Raw genomic sequence first — 15611 nt, forward strand, 5'->3', positions numbered from 1 at the left:
AAGGGCCAGGCCCTTCCCGACAGATCAACCCTCAGGTTGATAGAACTCGACTTCGATCAGCAGGTCTACGTCATCTCCAATATTCGGGACAAGGCCGGACATACCCCACTCAGAGCGGGTTACGCTGCCAGTTGCGGAAAATCCGAGAGTTGCGAGACCAGAGAAGGGCCGCTCTTCAAATGCACCGTTGAACGAAATGTCCAGTGATACCGGCTTGGTAACGCCCATAAATGTCAGGTCGCCAGTAACGATGCCAGTTGTCTCGCCTTTCATCTCGATACCAGTAGAAGCAAAGGAAATTTCCGGAAACTCTCCTGCATTGAACCAGCGTTCGCTTTCGGCAAGTTCTTTGTCAAAATCTTTTGCGTCCGCGTTAGGATAGTCTGTTTCCACTGATGTGGGGTCAACGGTCACTTTCAGCGCACTGTTGGCAGGGTTTGCGGGATCAAAGTCCAGTGTGGCATCAAACCGGGTGAAACGTGCCGTATAGTTTGACAATCCGAAATGGGAGACTTTCCAGGTCAGGCTCGCATGTGATTTGTCGAGAACGTACTCACCTGCAGGCATATCTGCAGGTGGTGTCATTTCGCTTTGTGCCTGAGCTGCCGCAGTCAGCATTAGGGCGGCGCTGCCCAGGGCAAGAAGGTGTTTGCGCATGGTTGTTCCTTTCCGAAAACATGAAACTCTTGGTGTCTCTTAGCTACAACATCGGGGGCAGATTGAACATAACCATCCCGGCAAAAGTCTTTTCACATTTGTGCATGGATGGTCACATTACCGTGGGGTGGCTCTGCCATCGTCATGGGCAGTGGCGCAGTCCGGCATTGATCCGCGTTGCAGCATTGGCTACCAACGCCGCTTGTCACAACATTAGCTGGGCTTCATGAGCAAGAAACAGAAAACGTTCAAACCGAAAGCGCGTAAGCCGCGTGGCTTCGCAGACAGGCTTGGTCAGGAAATTCTGGCAGAGCAGGCCATGCTGACGCGCATCCAGGCAGTCTATGCGGCATATGGGTTCGATCCGCTGGAAACACCGGCGTTCGAATTCACTGATGCGCTGGGCAAGTTCCTGCCTGATGTGGATCGTCCGGGTCAGGGGGTTTTTTCCCTGCAGGATGACGATGAGCAATGGATGAGCCTGCGCTATGACTTGACGGCGCCATTGGCAAGGTTTGTCGCGGAGCATTATGACGCTCTGCCAAAGCCCTTCCGCCGCTATCAGGTCGGGCGGGTCTGGCGTAATGAAAAGCCGGGACCGGGTCGGTATCGCGAATTCACGCAATGTGATGCTGATATTGTCGGCGCGCCGGCTCCGTTTGCGGATGCTGAAATATGCATGATGTTTGCGGATGCTGTGGAGGCTGCCGGGGTGCCGCGTGGTGACTACGTGATCCGCGTTTCTGATCGCAAGGCTATGAATGGCCTTCTGGAAGTTGCGGGGCTTGCAGGGGAGGACATGGCTGCCAAACGTCTTGGGGTCTTGCGGGCAATGGATAAACTGGATCGTCTGGGTGAGGAAGGTGTGCGCCTTCTTCTGGGCGATGGGCGTGAAGATGAAAGCGGCGATTACACACAAGGCGCCGGTCTGTCGGCTGCACAGGCAGATGTGGTTATGGCCTTCATGGCTGCCACGAAGGACAGTAACGCGGCAACTTGTGCTGCCTTGCGCGATTTGATTGGCGAAAGCTCTGACGGAATGCAGGGCGTCGAAAATCTGGAAAAGATAGCTGAGGTGCTGACAGCACTGTCCTGCGATGAAAGCAGGGTACAGATTGATTTATCGATTGTGCGTGGTTTGGAATATTACACGGGGCCGGTATTTGAAGCTGATCTGACATTCGAGGTGGAAGACGAGAAAGGTCGTCCGGTGCGCTTTGGGTCTGTTGGCGGTGGGGGACGCTATGATGATCTGGTCAAGCGCTTCCGCGGTCAGGAAGTACCGGCTGTGGGGTGTTCCGTGGGCGTATCGCGGCTTTTGTCAGCGTTGCAGGCGCGTGGCCACGTAACGGACACCGGCAACGGCCCGATTGTCGTGATGGCCATGGATAAGGACCAAATGCCAGCATATCAGAAGATGGCGGCAGAGTTACGCGCTGCTGGTCTGCGCGCAGAAGTTTTTGTCGGTAGTGGCAATTTCGGCAAGCAGATGAAATATGCTGACAGGCGCAGCAGTCCTATGGCCATCATTCAAGGTGAGGATGAGCGCGCCAAAGGAGAGGTGACGCTCAAGGACCTGGTGCTGGGCGAAAAACTGGCTGCAGAAATTACTGACAATAGACAATGGCGCGAAGACCAACCGGCACAATTCAGCGTACCCCGTGAGAAGATGGTGGATGCTGTGAAGGATGTATTATCGAGAGGGCAGTCGACAGAGCGATGATGTCTCTTTTAGCGGCTATCAGTCTGTAAGTAGAAAACTATTCTGCAGCCTGGGAAATCTGCAAGGCAGCAGGATCAATCTGCATCAATTCGGTCAGGATCTGCCGCAGCATGGAGCGTAGTGGTTCAAAACCGGCTGTGCGGGTGATGCGGGTTTCATCAAGGTACAATCTGCGATTGATCTCGATCTGCAAGGCATGAACCCCGGTCTGGGGCTGGCCATAATTCTGTGTCACATAACCGCCAGCATAGGGTGCGTTCCGGCTCACCCGGTACCCGGCCTCCATCATCAGGTTCTGGGTCAAACTGAGTAGCCCGGGTGCACAGGAGGCCCCGTAGCGATCCCCCAAAACAAAATCCATTTCCGGCAGTCTTTTGCCGGGACGGCGCCAGGATTCCTGTGAAGGCATCGAGTGACAGTCAATGATGATAGCGCAGCCAAATTGCTGCACCGTTCGATCAATCGTCTCCTGTAGCATCTGATGATAAGGCTTATAGAACAGCTCCAGTCGCTGCAGGGCGTCACGCACAGGCAGGCGGGTTGGATATATTTCCTGCCCGTTGGCTGCCAGTCGTGGAATAACGCCAAAACCTGCAAGAACCCGGCTGGAGCGCGTGTCGCTGTCTTCGGGCAGACGGCCCGACAGAACCAGCGGATCAAGCTCTTTTTCGCTCCGGTTCACATCCACATAGGCTCTCGGGAACAACGCCTTGATAAGGGGTGCCCCCAGGCTCGGCACCATGTCTACAAGAAGGTCCACATAGCTGTCTTCGGACCGGCGCAAGCTCATCAGATCAAGGCTGCTGCGATTGACGAAAGAAGCAGGATAGCGCCGCCCGGAATGTGGCGAGGCAAAAATAAAAGGCGAAGTCTGGACAGTCGGCGCGATCAGTTCGACCGGTCGGACTGACAGGCGTTCTTCTTCACCAGTATCGCTCATGCTGCTGCTCAATTCCTGCACTATGCTTTGCGCTTTCACTTGCTCAAATTATAGCTGAAAACCGCGTCACGGCTACTGCAAGTGCCTTGTGGCGTGATTTTTTAGCGTCATCACTAAGGAAGTGTTTTCAGTTAAGGCGACGTTAAGGCTGGTTGGGGTAGTTATAGAAAATAGTATTGGTATGCTCCGGTAAGGAATGAAGAGAGGTTTGGGACATGGCGGCAATTCTGTTGGCGGAAGATGATGACAGCATGCGTGGCTTTCTCCGGAAGGCGCTTGAAAAAGCAGGGCATGTAGTTGTGGATGCTTCTCAGGGAGACGAAGCCCTGACTGAACTTCAATTACGCGAATTTGATCTGCTCCTGACGGATATTGTTATGCCGGTCATGGATGGAATCGAACTTGCCCGCCGGGCATCTGAAATCGACCCAGAGATGAAAATCATGTTCATTACCGGTTTTGCTGCAGTGGCTTTGAATCCGGCGAATCAGGCACCGCAGGACGCAAAGGTTCTGTCCAAGCCATTTCACCTGAAAGACCTGGTCAGTGAAGTTGATCGCATGATTGCTGCCTGATCAGTGCATTGGCACTTGCAAAGCCTTTTCTGTCTCGCTATCTAGCCCGTCTGTCTGCCATCTTCGGCAAGCGGGCGTATAGCTCAGTGGTAGAGCGCTTCCTTGACATGGAAGAGGTCCGTAGTTCGATCCTACGTACGCCCACCATCAAAACCCTTCATCCAGAACGATATTTGAACGTGGCGCAGGTAAGCGGCCTGTGGCAGTATCGCCAATATCAGGCAGTGCATGATATTCCAATTCTTTCGACTAGGTCGCAGCATCCACAGAAAGCAGACGTGTGAGCTATACAGTTTCTCCTGAATCCAGGTCTCTGATTTTTGCAGGTGTCAGCCTTCTGCTTATCTTGGTTTTGCAGGGCGTTGCTTTTGCGCATGGTGTCGAAGGGCACGACCAGGCATTCATCACAAGTGCAGACGGCTTTCACCCTTTTCCGTTCATGTATCTCGGCGCCAAGCATATGGTCACGGGGTACGATCATCTGCTTTACCTTGCGGGCGTGATATTCTTTCTTCAGCGTCCGCAGGACGTTATTAAATTTGTCAGTCTCTTCGCGATTGGCCACTCCATCACGTTGCTGTTTGGTGTTCTGGCAGGCATTCATATCAATGCGTATATTGTGGATGCGATTATCGGCCTCTCGGTCTGCTACAAGGCTTTGGAGAACCTTGGTGTTCTGAAGAAATATACAGGCATTGCCCTGGACCCGAAAATTGCTGTCTTTGGTTTTGGCCTGGTGCACGGTTTCGGACTGTCTACAAAGCTGCAGGATCTTGAGTTGTCGCCCAATGGTCTTGTGCCAAATATGCTAAGCTTTAATATCGGCGTGGAAATTGGGCAGGTCCTGGCACTGACCTTTCTGTTCTTGCTTTTCATCTATCTGCGTGGGCGAGAGAATTATGACGGCATTTCCCGCTGGGCCAATATCTTGCTCTTTGCAGCAGGCGTGCTGCTGACCATGATGCAGCTGGCTGGCTTGTTATTTTAGGAGCTGATAATGACGAAAAAACAAGACCCTGAAAACCAGACAAAAAACCTGCCGAAATATCTTGGCCTTGCGTCACTTGGTGCTTTTGTGTTGCTGATCCTCGCTGTTCTGCCGGCAGAGTACGGAGTTGATCCAACAGGCTTCGGGCGCGTGACCGGGCTGACAAAGCTTGCAGGTCACCATGATGATCACGGCGGGCCTGGCGAGGGGGCCGGCATCGGTGTTTATACCGGGCAATTCAAAACAGAGACCATTCGCATAGAGATTGAAGAGTTCGGTGAAGTTGAGCATAAGGCTTTTCTGTCGGCGGGCGGTGGTTTTGTCTATTCATGGGAAGTCGAAGGTGAGACACCAAACGGTGGTGTCTATTTCGACTTTCACGGACATCCCGCATCGGCTGATGCAGATGAGTATCCTGAGGGTTTTGAGCGCTCATATGGCGAGGGAGAACTGGCGGCACAAAGTGGTGTCTTTAACGCAGGCTTCCCGGGCTATCATGGGTGGTTCTTCCTGAATCTAGAGGAGCGGCCTGTCACGCTGACGTTGAAAATCAGCGGGTTTTACGACAATCATCAGGAGATGTATCGTGCAGTAGAGGGCGCAATCGTGCACTCTGCAGAGTTCTGAGAATGACGAGAAAGTGGAGCAGGGGTCATGTCAACACAGTCAACGCAATATACTAATGTTGCCATCACGCTGCATTGGGTTATCGCTGTTCTGATTATCGCCCAGTTGATCGGTGGGGAGATAATGGGGCAGCTTCAGCCGATTTCCTTCCGCTTTGAGATTTATCAGTTGCACAAGTCTTTCGGTATTATCGTGCTCCTGTTGTCTCTCGCGCGCCTTGGCTGGCGCCTGACACACACACCGCCGCCATTGCCATCCGGCATGGAGCCATGGGAGCGCTTGGTGTCAAAAACGACGCATATTCTCTTTTATGTCTTGATGATTGGTATTCCGATGGCTGGTTGGCTCATGGTCTCGGCATCACCTATGAACATTGATACCATGATCTTCAAGATTATTCCGTGGCCACATTTTCCGGGCATACCTCAAACTGAGGCATTGGAAGCGTTTTTCAAGGATGTTCACAACTATATGGCAATCGCAGCCGTCGTCCTTATTGTGCTACATGTCGCAGCAGCGCTGAAACATCATTTTGTCAATCGTGATGCAGTCCTGACACGGATGATCCCGTCATTGAAAAAGCGAAGCTAGAGACTACGGTGTGACAATCGGAAACCAGAAGGCCGGTTGATCCAGAGAGTTGAGGAAGGCGCGCACAGATAGCGCATCACCCGAAATGTAAATCTTGCCGGAGAGTGTAAGAGCCGGAACATTCCCGGTGCCCAGCAGAATACTGTCAAAAGTCTCGCGGCTCATTTGCACGCTTGCTTTTGGCTCGGCGGCAGCGCCGCTGCGTGGGACGATCACATCCGGACTGACATGAACGGCAATCTGCTCGTCAGTATCACTAAAGACGAAATTTATGACATAAGGCTGTCGGTTCATTTTCGCCGGGTTGAACCGCGCTGCCATGGCGTTGAACAGGTCCATAGTCGGCACGGCACGGACGAATTCGGGATTGGAGAGCTGCGGATTAAGCCCCTCGGGCAGACCATTACGTAGTTCACTTGCTGCAACCAGATAATAACTGCGCCACGCGCCGCTTTCTGTCTGAAAGCCGAGCTGTTCGAAGGTAGCTGCAAGCCAATCGCGTGCCGCTGCATCGGCAGGGTCTGCAAAGACCAGATGATTGAGAAGCTCAGCGGCCCAGCGGTAATCGCCTTGCTCAAACGCACTTTTACCAAGCTCAAGAACGGAGCTGCTGCCGCCCATTGCTTCGACATAACGCGATGCCGTCACTTCTGAGGGCAGTGCGTGATAATCTGAAGGGTTGCCGCTCCACCAACCGAAATAATGCTGATAAACGGCTTTCGCGTTATGATTGAGCGTACCATAATACCCACGTGTACTGAAGTCATTATATGCAAAAGAGGGATCTTTGAGCGTTTCAGCAGCTTCGGTCATGGTGGCGCCAGTATTCGCCTGACGCAGCGTCTGGTCGTGAACATAGCGATAAATATCACGCTGGCCTGTCAGATGGGCTCGGACATTTTCCGCGCCCCAGGTTGGCCAGTGGTGGGAGGCAAAAACAACATCTGACCGGTCGCCATATTCTGCCAGTACACTGTCAATCACGCGAGACCAGGCAAGAGCATCACGCACTTTCGCGCCGCGTGGGGTGAGTACGTTATGGAAAGTTCCGCTCGCAACTTCTGCGGTGCAAAGTGCGCGTTTCTCTGGCAGGTAGAACATGAATTCCGCAGGAGCTTCGGTACCAGCGGCATCTATGAACTCAAAAGTTACGCCATCAATGATCCGTGTGCCAGATCGCACTTCTTCTGTTGGCAGCACAAGGCTTATGCTGCCACGCGGCAAGCCCGGTCCCAACCCGGAACTGACATGCGCGGTTTCACCGCGGGCAATGCTGGAGCCAAACATGAGGATAGCCCGGCGCGACATGTGGTTCCCGGCGAGCACATTCTCCGTAATGGCATGATCGGCAAAACCGGCAGGGGCAATCACCGGTACACCACGCGCGGCAATATCTTCTTCATTGATGACGCCGCGTGCACCGCCGAAATGATCCACGTGGGAATGCGTATAGATGACCGCACTGACGGGGCGCGTGCCCAATGTGCTGTTGGCAAGGCCTAAAGCGGCGGCGGCGGTTTCCACGGTCGTCAGAGGGTCAACAATAATCCAGCCGGTCCTGCCTTCAATAATCGTCATGACGGCAAGATCATAGCCACGCACCTGCCAGATACCCTCTGTGACCTGAAAAAGCCCATGCTGGGACGCCAGTTTTGCCTGCCGCCAGAGTGAAGGATTGACGGTTGCTGGCGCGGCGCCTGTCAGAAAGTCGAACTGTCTGATATTCCAGACGACGGCGCCATTGTCTGACAGGATGGCGTCATCTTCTATTTTTGCCAGAAAGCCGCGACTTGCGTCCTCAAAGTCGGCTTGATCCTCGAGTGGCAGGCTAGCGGCAAAAGACGCATTTGCGGCGCGTGTGGCGGCCGTCGCCACGCCTGCTGGCGGCTGTTCAAAGCTCTCTTGAGGTATAGCGGGCGCGTTTTCACCCTCAGCACATGCGGCAAGGCTCAGGCAGAAGACAAACATCATGGAATTCAGTTTATTGAGCATTTTTACCCCCTCTATTCTCTGGCTCATTCTGGTATTTTTATACTGGCAGGCGCATGCTTGCACGCAAGCCGCCCAGAGGCGACCTGTCCAGCACGACTTCGCCGCCATGTGCCCGCACTACATCACGCACGACAGTCAGTCCCAGCCCAACACCGGCAATATTCTGGCTGCGGGCTTCATCCAGTCGGGAAAACGGTTTGAACGCCTCATCATATTGATCAGGCGTGATGCCCGGCCCGTCATCATCGACAATGATATGGATGATATCGTCTCGCTTTATCGCCGATAATACGACTTTGCCTGCATGTTTGAAACCATTTGAAACCAGATTGGCAATGGCCCGCTTCAGGGCCTGTCGGCGCGCATCTATTTCAAGTATTGGGGGCATATCCAGTTCCAGCGCGTGGCCAGTCCGCTCGGTATCGCTGACGATTTCTTCTGCAAGCGTGCGCAGATCGAATAATACCGGTTCTTCGCGAGACTGGTCCCGCGAAAAGGCAAGGTATTCTTCGAGCATCTGCTCCATCTCGGTCACGTCTGCTTTCATCTCCGCGGTGTCTTCGCTTTCCGGCATCATGGCGAGGGCAAGTTTCATCCGGGTGAGGGGGGTGCGCAAATCATGGCTTACACCAGCCAGCATACTCGTTCGCTGGTTGATATAGCGCTTGATCCGTTGGCGCATGGCGAGAAATGCGGCTCCGGCGGCGCGGACTTCCCGTGCGCCGGAAGGCTTGTATTCGGGCATGTCCCGGCCCCGCCCAAACGCTTCAGCTGCATCAGCCAGCCGTGTAATGGAGCGGACCTGATTGCGCATGAATACGATGGAAATATATCCGAGCAGCAGCGTTGTGACAAAAAGCCAGAGAATGAATACCCAGGCATTGTCTGTGTACATGCGTTCACGCAATACCAGAAAAACCAGATACCCGTCATCGAGCTGTACCCGCACTTCAACATAATGCCTGAACCCGGCCACGTTGAACCAGTAGGGTCTGTCCAGTGCTTCGGACAGGCGCGCATCAAGGGTCGAACTGTTGACGGCAAAAAAACCGCGTTTGTCATTCGGGGGAATTTGCGCATTCGGCTCAAAGCGGATTGCCATATCCAGCTCTTCTCGTGCGAGGGAGCCAATCTGGTCACGTGCCGCATCATTGCCTGCCTGCCGCCATAACTGTGTGACCAGCGCGATATTCCCGGCAGAGTTTGCCGAGAGATTGCCGCTCACCTCTTCCCAGTGCCGACTGAAAAAGATGACCGTGATGATGACCTGCGTGAGGAAAATCGGAAACACAACGATCAGGAAGGTACGGGCAAAAAGCCCTTTGGGCATGATCTGGCGCAGCATCGCTCAGTCCACCATCAGGGCGTAGCCGACGCCGCGCACCGTCTGTAAAAGAAGTGGTGTGCGCGGGTCCTGTTCGATTTTCTTGCGCAAGCGTGTGACCTGCACATCAATCGAGCGGTCCAGTGCCGCTGATGTTTTTTCAGCCAGGGCAGCGCGTGAAATCGGCGCACCAGGTTTCTGCACCAGCACGCGCAGCAAGGAAAGTTCCCCGGATGTTAGTTTCACCACTTCATCATCGCGGCGCAGCTCGCCTTTCTCCGGGTTGAACCGGCATCGGCCAAAAGTAAACTCCGTGCGGCGACCGGCATCGCGCTCGCCGCGCTTCAGGAGGTTACGGACACGCAACAGCAATTCACGTGGCTCGAATGGTTTGGCGAGATAATCGTCAGCGCCGCGCTCAAGGCCTTCGATACGGTCCTCCGGTTCGCCGCGCGCTGTCAGCAGGATGATCGGCACATTGGAACTGGCCCGCAGGGATTGCGTCAGCTCAAAACCATTCTCGCCCGGCATCATGACATCAACGATCATAAGATCGAAACTTAACCCCTCCAGCATGCCACGCGCCTCTTCGGCACTCGCTGCTGCTGTGGTGGGGTAGCCTTGTTCTTTCAGAAACCGCTTCAGCAGGCTGCGAATACGATCATCGTCGTCAACAACAAGAATATGGGGTGCCGCTTCATCCATGGTCAGACACTAGCAGTGACCGATAGATGTGAGAATAGGCTCAAGGCATATATGAGACGGGGCGGGTGAGGAGTGTTCACCGGCCTGATTTCCCTGATAGTTGACCAATGGCCAGGTGTGTATATTGGGCACCCGTCCAGATCGTCAAAGCTGCTGCCGCCCAGAGGAAGAATATTCCTGCTTCGCGGCTGAGACTGGTTACCGGCATTAACAAAAATCCAAGGGCGAGGAATTGCGCCGCCGTTTTCCATTTCGCCAGCGCTGTTACGACCAGCGGTGTCCGACCAGCAAGTGCCTCACGCAACCCGGAAATCCAGATTTCACGGAGGATCATTATCAGGCCAAGGATCATGTCAAAACCTGTGAGCGTCCCATCTGCGATCAGCATCAGGAGTACCGCAGCGGTCAGCAGCTTGTCAGCTATCGGGTCAAGCGCCGCCCCAAGCGCGGATGTTGTCTGTGTCCGTCGGGCAATGAAGCCGTCAAGGAAGTCGCTGATACCGGCCAGCACAAATAATCCTACAGCAAGCCAGCGCCAAACAAGAGCGTCCTGCATGAGGCATATTACCAGCGGCAGGATCAGTGCGATGCGTATCAGGGTCAGGGTATTCGCCATATCCACAGCCTTACGGTGATCCCGGCATCAGGAAAAGATTTTTCGATGTCACCTTGACGTTACATTCGTCGATGTATAAATGTTACCCATAGGTTACACAGGAGAATGACTGATGGAAAACAAGGTTGAGAGATTATCCAGGATACGTCGAATCTTACTGATGATGTCAGCGGCCAGCTTTCTGGCCTGGCAGGTGCCGATGATGGACAAGAGCGAGCGACTGGCTGAAGCAGCGGCCGGCTGGGCCGGGCTGGTTTCAGTGACAGGCTTTGCCGTCTGGATTCTTATTCTGGTTTATCTGGTTGGCCCATGGAGCAGGTTTTCCCTCAAGCGTGATGTTAACGCCGCCTTGAATGACGAACTTGTCCGGGCCAACCGTGGCAGGGCTTATACGGTTGGTTATATCGCCATGATGCTGACCGCAGCGACAGTCTTTGCGCTGGCTCTTTTTGAGCCTGTGAAAGGTGTTGAAGCGGCGCATCTCGTCCTAGTGGTCGGCGTGGTCGCGCCAATGTTCTGCTTTGCGGCTCTGGAGCGTGCCTGAATGTCTTCAGACAGACTTCATAACAGATTGAAAGAGTTTCGCACACAGCAGGGCCTGACACAGGCTGATCTGGCGGAGAAGGCTGGTGTCAGCCGCAAGACAATTAACACAGTTGAAAATGGCGTGTTTATCCCATCCACCATCCTTGCCTTGACGTTAGCCAGTGTCCTTGGAACGCGCGTTGAAGATCTGTTCCAGTTGCCTGAATGAAATTGCCTATAGCAGTTCCATTCAGGTGGCCCCGACGAGTTTGCCGATCATCTTGTCCGGCCAGGCCCAGGTCTGGTCATGCAGTGCGATGATAAGACCGTCGAGCGGCGATAATATCAGTTCTATTTCGCCAGTCACAGGAATGATCTCTGCGATCAGGTCGCCCGTTCTCACGCTGTCCCCGGGTTTCAGTTTGTAATCAACGACACCTTCAATAGAGGCCGTAAGCCGGTGCATATTTTCTACGGGGATCGCGTTTCCAAGCAGTCTTGGCAGGGCACCCGGCTCTCCCGCGAGGCAACCACGATGCTGAAGGAAGCGTATCAATGCCTCACTGTCCCGTCTGGCGAATGTTCCTGATACGTCGTTGTTGGATCTTAATTCAAGAGTGGAGGAAAGGCAGGCTTGGGGAACAGGGTGATCCGGGAACATTTCTGATAGCAGAAGCCAGGGTCCGCCGCAGGACTCATCGAATGATCCATCGCCAGAATAACCGGAAAGTAATACGGCGCGCGCATCTAATTCGGCAGCGAGGTCCGTTGCATCCGGCCATGACCTTTTATTCGTATAAAGGTACAATAGCGCATGATTATCTGCATGAAGATCGAGCGCAATATCAGCATCACTTGCATTTTCCATAAGTGTAAGTTGGAGTTTTTCGAACGCATCGGTGCAAGTAGTGTCTGTGAGTGCTTCGCGCATTTCCCGGCGAATGACAGCAACATTTTCATCAGCATCTTCGCCCAGCTTGCCGTTCACCCGATCGCGCACGAGTTCAGCAAGGTTCGGAAAACCCCGGTTGAAGTTCCTGTCTGTGCCATCTTCAACACGCCCCTGCATATATTGTCCGACGATCTGCGCGTGACCGATCGGATTTGCCACCGGCACCAGCACAATTTCACCTTTGATCTTTCCTTGCGTCGCGAATTCGGAGAGACGCTCGATCAGTTTGCGCATGATCAACATGCCCGGCAGTTCATCGGCATGCAGGGCTGTCTGTAAATAAGCCTTGGGGCGGGCACCCGGTGAGCCGAAGCGAAGCACATCAAGTCGCTGTCTTTTGCCCGCACGGTCTTCGCCCAGTTCGATCGTTTCACGTCGATAGGCCGATGCGGTTTTTTCAACGGGGCTTTCTTCAATGATGCTTTCAGTCATGCTGTCTCTATCCACGTAATGCTGCAGCGCTGCTTTTGCCGGCACAGGCTTCAGTCTCGTCTGTTTCCGGGCTTATAACTACTTCTTTCGCATTGCAGCAATTGACGGGGGTCATAAATGTTGAAATCATATCACAAAGGCCGCAAATAAAATGACAACATATTGCGCAGATCAGACTGTTGTCCGCATGACCCGTCTGATTGCCAGGAGCTCATCATGAAACTGCTTTCCTCGTCCGTTTATGTAGGGCCGAATATATTTTCCCAGAAACCGCTGATGCGGTTCACGATTGATTTCGGCAAGTATGCCGGGCGCCGGGCAGCAGATTTCGGTGACAGTTTGCTCGATCCGCTGGTGAAGGCACTGCCTGGACTAGCTCAGGAAGAAACTGATACGGGTGAGTTGTTTCTGGATCGATTGCGCGATGCGCCGGACTGTGATCTGGGCGAGCTGGTTGCGCGGGTTGCTGTAACGCTCCAGAAGCTGGCTGCTGCACCCGTCAATATCGCCCGCTCGGAACCGTCTGGTGAGGAGGGCGTCAGGGAAGTCCTGTTCGGATATGTCTCGCGGCGTATTGGCCTTGAAGCAGGGGATCTGGCGCGGCTGATTGTTCTCGAACTTATTGATCCGTCACCCAGCGGGAAATTCAACCTGGCAGACGAAATCGATGACTTCTTCCATTTTGCGTCACGTCGCAGCCTTGGACCTTCTGCCATGGCGATTGTGCAGGCAGCTGAGGAACGGGACATTCCATGGATACGCCTCAACCAGGACAGCCTTATCCAGTTGGGGCAAGGGCGCTATCAGAAGCGTATTGAAGCGGCCCTGAGCAGCCAGACGGCCTCTATCGCTGTGGATATCGCCAAGGACAAGGAATTCTGTACACAGTTATTATATGACCTTGGCCTGCCGGTACCAGAGCAGAAATATGTGCGTAACAGTATCGAAGCTGTCGCGGCGGCTGAACGCATCGGGTATCCGGTTGTCGTAAAGCCGGTGGATGGTAATCACGGGCGCGGTGTTTCCATCAATCTGGACCGTGAAGCAGACGTGTTGGATGCCTTTGACAAGGCAGTTGAGCATGGCTCTGGCGTGATCGTCGAGAAAATGATCGAGGGCGCAGATCATCGCCTCCTTGTTGTGAACGGTGTGCTGGTGGCAGCAGCCAAAAGAGTGCCCGCTCATGTGAAAGGCGATGGCCGTTCAACCATTGATGAACTCGTTGAACGGGAAAATCAGGATCCCCGCCGTGGCGTTGGGCACGAAAATATGCTGACACGTCTGGAGCTTGATCAGGGTGCTCAGAAAATGCTCCGTGAACAGCAGCTGGATACGAAAGCGGTGCTGGAAGAAGGGCAGGTTGCATATCTGCGCAGAACAGCCAACCTTTCTACCGGGGGCACTGCGGTCGATGTCACCGATACGATTCACCCGGACAACAAGTTCATGGCGGAGCGCGCTATCAAGGCGGTCGGGCTTGATATTGGCGGTGTCGACTTTCTGACCACAGACATTACCAAGAGTTACCGAGAAACCGGCGGTGCAATATGTGAGATCAATGCGGGGCCAGGCATTCGGATGCATATTTCTCCATCTGAAGGGACGCCCAGAGATGTTGGCGGTGCCGTCATGGATATGCTCTTTCCGCCCGGTACTCCCAGCCGTATCCCCATCGCGGCGCTGACAGGCACGAATGGCAAGACAACAACGTCCCGGATGCTGGGACATATCCTGAAAATGTCAGGCCATGTCGTCGGACAGACCAGTACCGATGCTGTTTCGATTGACGGCAACGTCACTGTAAAAGGCGACATGACTGGGCCGATGGCGGCCAGCATGGTGCTGAGGGATCCTGATGTTGATATTGCTGTCATGGAAACAGCGCGTGGCGGTATTGTCCGTGCTGGCCTGGGCTATCAATATTGCGATGTGGGTGCGGTGTTGAATGTAAGTTCTGACCACCTTGGCATGGGCGGCGTTGAAACGCTTGATGACCTTGCCAGGGTTAAACGCCTCGTCGTTGAAGTGGCGCGCGATACGGCTGTTCTGAATGCCGATAATATTCATACATTGCAAATGGCTCAGTACACCAAGGCCAGACATATCTGCTATGTCTCCCGGAACCCGAATAACGGACTGGTTCGAGAGCATATCAAGCAGGGCCACCGCGCAGTGGTTCTGGAGCGCGGTACCAATGGTGAGCAGATTGTGCTCTATGACCGGGACAACCAGATCCCGTTGATCTGGACGCATCTCATCCCCGCGACGGTTGAAGGCAAAGCCATCCACAATGTTGAAAATGCCATGTTTGCGGCAGCAATGTCTTACTCGCTCGGTCTAACCCTTGATCAGATCCGCGCTGGATTGCGCACGTTCAATAACACGTTCTACCAGTCTCCAGGTCGGATGAACGTTTTTGACGAACATGGCTTCCGCGTTATTCTGGACTACGGACACAATGAAGCGGCTATTGCTGCGATGGCTGATCTCGTCGAACGGCTGGAGCCGCGTGGCAAACGTATTGTCTGCGTCACGTGCCCGGGTGATCGTCGTGACGAAGATGTCACCGCCAATGCGAACGCAGTTGCCGGAAAGTTCGACAAGTATATTTGCCACACGGACGATGACCTGCGTGGCAGAGCGCCGCGGGAAATTCCCGAGATGATGCGCGATGCTCTGATTGCCGCAGGGGTAGACCCGGCCGCGATTGAAGTTATCCCGGATGAAGTTGAGGCTGTTGATCGCGCTCTTGAACAGGCGCGGCGCAACGATCTTCTGCTGCTCTTTTGTGCTGCTATTACCAGGACCTGGAAGCAGATCATCTATTACTCCCCGATAGATAAACCTGATGAACGAATCGAGCCAGAATCAGAGCCGGATATAGACATTAACGTGCCTGAGGGATATCGCATCGTCAAAGACGACCGGGGCGTCTGGTTGGCGCTCAAGGATTAGGGAAACACA

The 15611-nt window shown here is 54.0% G+C and carries 15 protein-coding genes and 1 tRNA gene; 9 read left to right on the top strand and 7 right to left on the bottom strand.

Going from position 1 to position 15611, the window contains the following annotated elements; genetic code table 11:
• Positions 1–24: 24 nt before the first annotated feature.
• On the bottom strand, positions 25–657 hold the full coding sequence (locus RAL90_RS06300) for a YceI family protein (RefSeq protein WP_306253674.1): 633 nt from the start codon (positions 655–657) through the stop codon (positions 25–27).
• Between the two features lie 226 nt (positions 658–883).
• On the opposite strand from RAL90_RS06300, the gene hisS reads away from it, so the two are divergent.
• Positions 884–2380, top strand: a complete 1497-nt coding sequence (hisS, locus tag RAL90_RS06305) for a histidine--tRNA ligase (RefSeq protein ID WP_306253675.1) — start codon at positions 884–886, stop codon at positions 2378–2380.
• A 37-nt stretch (positions 2381–2417) separates the two neighbouring features.
• Here the strand turns inward: hisS and RAL90_RS06310 are convergent, their stop codons facing one another.
• Complete coding sequence (locus RAL90_RS06310; protein ID WP_306253676.1) at positions 2418–3320, bottom strand: N-formylglutamate amidohydrolase; 903 nt, start codon at positions 3318–3320, stop codon at positions 2418–2420.
• A gap of 215 nt (positions 3321–3535) precedes the next feature.
• Here RAL90_RS06310 and cpdR point away from each other — a divergent pair, with 215 nt between their 5' ends.
• The 5 genes from cpdR to RAL90_RS06335 all read left to right on the top strand — a co-directional run bounded on the left by cpdR (position 3536) and on the right by RAL90_RS06335 (position 6101).
• A complete protein-coding gene (gene cpdR, locus RAL90_RS06315; protein ID WP_306253677.1) occupies positions 3536–3895 on the top strand; it encodes a cell cycle two-component system response regulator CpdR in 360 nt (119 codons plus the stop codon).
• Between the two features lie 72 nt (positions 3896–3967).
• Positions 3968–4042 (top strand) — tRNA-Val (locus RAL90_RS06320).
• Between the two features lie 133 nt (positions 4043–4175).
• Positions 4176–4883 carry a HupE/UreJ family protein gene (locus RAL90_RS06325; protein ID WP_306253678.1) on the top strand — a complete coding sequence of 236 codons (708 nt, stop codon included), beginning with the start codon at positions 4176–4178 and terminating at the stop codon, positions 4881–4883.
• 9 nt (positions 4884–4892) lie between these two features.
• On the top strand, positions 4893–5510 hold the full coding sequence (locus RAL90_RS06330) for a hypothetical protein (protein ID WP_306253679.1): 618 nt from the start codon (positions 4893–4895) through the stop codon (positions 5508–5510).
• A gap of 27 nt (positions 5511–5537) precedes the next feature.
• Positions 5538–6101 (top strand): cytochrome b, encoded by a 564-nt coding sequence (locus RAL90_RS06335; protein WP_306253680.1) that lies wholly within the window; start codon positions 5538–5540, stop codon positions 6099–6101.
• A gap of 3 nt (positions 6102–6104) precedes the next feature.
• Here the strand turns inward: RAL90_RS06335 and RAL90_RS06340 are convergent, their stop codons facing one another.
• The 4 genes from RAL90_RS06340 to pgsA all read right to left on the bottom strand — a co-directional run bounded on the left by RAL90_RS06340 (position 6105) and on the right by pgsA (position 10738).
• Complete coding sequence (locus RAL90_RS06340; RefSeq protein ID WP_306253681.1) at positions 6105–8093, bottom strand: alkyl/aryl-sulfatase; 1989 nt, start codon at positions 8091–8093, stop codon at positions 6105–6107.
• 37 nt (positions 8094–8130) lie between these two features.
• On the bottom strand, positions 8131–9438 hold the full coding sequence (locus RAL90_RS06345; protein WP_306253682.1) for an ATP-binding protein: 1308 nt from the start codon (positions 9436–9438) through the stop codon (positions 8131–8133).
• Positions 9439–9441: 3 nt separating this feature from the next.
• Positions 9442–10122: a response regulator gene (locus RAL90_RS06350; RefSeq protein ID WP_306253683.1), complete on the bottom strand. Its 681-nt coding sequence runs from the start codon at positions 10120–10122 to the stop codon at positions 9442–9444.
• A 76-nt stretch (positions 10123–10198) separates the two neighbouring features.
• Positions 10199–10738 carry a CDP-diacylglycerol--glycerol-3-phosphate 3-phosphatidyltransferase gene (gene pgsA / locus RAL90_RS06355; protein WP_306253684.1) on the bottom strand — a complete coding sequence of 180 codons (540 nt, stop codon included), beginning with the start codon at positions 10736–10738 and terminating at the stop codon, positions 10199–10201.
• A gap of 112 nt (positions 10739–10850) precedes the next feature.
• On the opposite strand from pgsA, the gene RAL90_RS06360 reads away from it, so the two are divergent.
• Together RAL90_RS06360 and RAL90_RS06365 are read left to right on the top strand one after the other, a co-directional pair.
• A complete protein-coding gene (locus tag RAL90_RS06360; protein ID WP_306253685.1) occupies positions 10851–11282 on the top strand; it encodes a hypothetical protein in 432 nt (143 codons plus the stop codon).
• Entirely contained in the window at positions 11283–11492 is a 210-nt protein-coding gene (locus RAL90_RS06365) for a helix-turn-helix transcriptional regulator (protein ID WP_306253686.1), read from the top strand.
• 21 nt (positions 11493–11513) lie between these two features.
• On the opposite strand, the gene RAL90_RS06370 is transcribed toward RAL90_RS06365, so the two are convergent.
• On the bottom strand, positions 11514–12647 hold the full coding sequence (locus RAL90_RS06370; protein WP_306253687.1) for a succinylglutamate desuccinylase/aspartoacylase family protein: 1134 nt from the start codon (positions 12645–12647) through the stop codon (positions 11514–11516).
• A 216-nt stretch (positions 12648–12863) separates the two neighbouring features.
• On the opposite strand from RAL90_RS06370, the gene cphA reads away from it, so the two are divergent.
• Entirely contained in the window at positions 12864–15602 is a 2739-nt protein-coding gene (gene cphA, locus RAL90_RS06375; RefSeq protein ID WP_306253688.1) for a cyanophycin synthetase, read from the top strand.
• Positions 15603–15611: the final 9 nt, after the last annotated feature.

The organism is Parvularcula sp. IMCC14364 (assembly GCF_030758415.1).
GTDB lineage: Bacteria > Pseudomonadota > Alphaproteobacteria > Caulobacterales > Parvularculaceae > Aquisalinus.